Origin of the sequence: Flavobacterium piscis (assembly GCF_001686925.1) — a bacterium.
GTDB lineage: Bacteria > Bacteroidota > Bacteroidia > Flavobacteriales > Flavobacteriaceae > Flavobacterium > Flavobacterium piscis.
Window position 1 is genome coordinate 1 of record NZ_LVEN01000037.1, and the last position, 1,600, is coordinate 1,600.

The window sequence follows — 1,600 nt, forward strand, 5'->3', positions numbered from 1 at the left end:
ACCGCAAAGATTCTGTGTTGATTTCCAATTTTAAATCTTAATTTTTATTAATTTTGTTTTTCAAGACAGTCATTGAGCTAGTCTCTATAGCGTGCTAAACCTTATGTGTTTTCACGCTATTTTTTTATTGTATAATCTTTGTCATAAATTGTTTCATTTTTGAATAAGATATATATTAATTGCAATATTTTTCTTTGAATAGCCACCAAGGCTTTCATTTTGATTCCGTGTTTTGAGACCAATCTTGCATATGTCTCCTTAAAATTGTCATCCCATTTTACCGCAGTAAGAGCTGGTAAATGCATTGATTTTCTTAAGGCTCTATTTCCTTTTTTAGATATTCTGGGTTTTCCTTTTACTGATGTACCAGATTGCTTTTCTTTTACATCCAGTCCCGCATAACTGGATAATTGTGATTTGTTTCTGATTAGCTCAAAACCATTTGTTTCTGCCAAAACAATTACAGCTGTCAGTTCCCCAACTCCCGGTATGGTTGTTATCCTGTCTATAATTTGTCTTATATCCTGATTTTCTTTTACGATCCAGTCAATATCCTCTTTAATTTCTTTCTCCTGTGAATTTAAAAATCGTATTCTTGCCTGCATTCTCTCTAAGCTTCTCTGATTTGGTTCAGCTTCTGTGATTTCAGCATGTATTTGATTTTTGATAATGCTTCTTTCCTGAACAATCTGATCTCTTTCCCTGGTTAACTGCTGCAATTCCTTATAAGTAACTTTAGGCTTGGACCACTTATCCAATTTTCGCTCTAAACCAAATTGGGCGATTGCCTGGGAACAGCTTTTGTCTGTAACGGTTTTTAACTCCAAAGTTCGCATATAGTTACTGATTTTATTAGGCAGTACAATACTTAACTTATAATTATTGTCAGTTAAGAAATAAGCAAACTTTTGATGATATACACCCGTAGCTTCCATAACATAAAGAACATCAACTTCATTGTCTGTTAATTTATTTGTCCACTCAGCCAATGATTTAAAACCAGAATCGCTATTTTTGAAAACTTTATAGGCAAATAATTCTATTGAAAAATCATCTAAAAGATGTCCTAAAGTCACTACCAATTCTTTTTGAGCTACATCAATTCCTGCTACTTGTTTTACAATTTTACCCATCATTACTTTTTTAATTTTAATATATAAAGTGATGAATCTTCCTTCGTCTTTTCTCCTGATTGGATATTCTGGATATTAAGCATTGCTTAATTCCTTACATTCTGTTCAGACTCTAAAAGATAAAAAAGAATGAGGTAATTTCTTTGCGAGAATATGTTTCTAAGAACTATTTAGACACAAATGCACTCTCATCCCTTTTCACTTTAATAATGCAAATTTAAAAAAGTAAAAATTTCTAAATTAACTTTGCAAACATAGGAGCACACAAAGATCTTTCGCAAAGTTTCGCAAAGTTTTATTGATAAAGTTTTGCGAACTTTTACGTTTGTAAGCATACTACAAAAATAAAATCTTGCGCTCTTTTCGGTTAAATATACTCCTAAAAATAATCCTTCCGATAACCGGAAGCTTTTTCAGTATAATTGATTCCTTATGTGCTTGATAAACTGCTGTCTTAATTTTTTCAT

The 1,600-nt window shown here is 31.6% G+C and carries 1 protein-coding gene; it reads right to left on the minus strand.

The genetic code is table 11. The features are described 5' to 3' along the window. Positions 1 to 116: 116 nt before the first annotated feature. On the minus strand, positions 117 to 1,136 hold the full coding sequence (locus FLP_RS16655; protein WP_243397622.1) for an IS110 family RNA-guided transposase: 1,020 nt from the start codon (positions 1,134 to 1,136) through the stop codon (positions 117 to 119). Between the last annotated feature and the right edge of the window lie 464 nt (positions 1,137 to 1,600).

What these genes read in the sequence shown, in the direction of transcription:
- FLP_RS16655 (WP_243397622.1), bottom strand. Translation starts at nt 1,136, where the DNA reads ATGATGGGTAAAATTGTAAAACAAGTAGCAGGAATTGATGTAGCTCAA.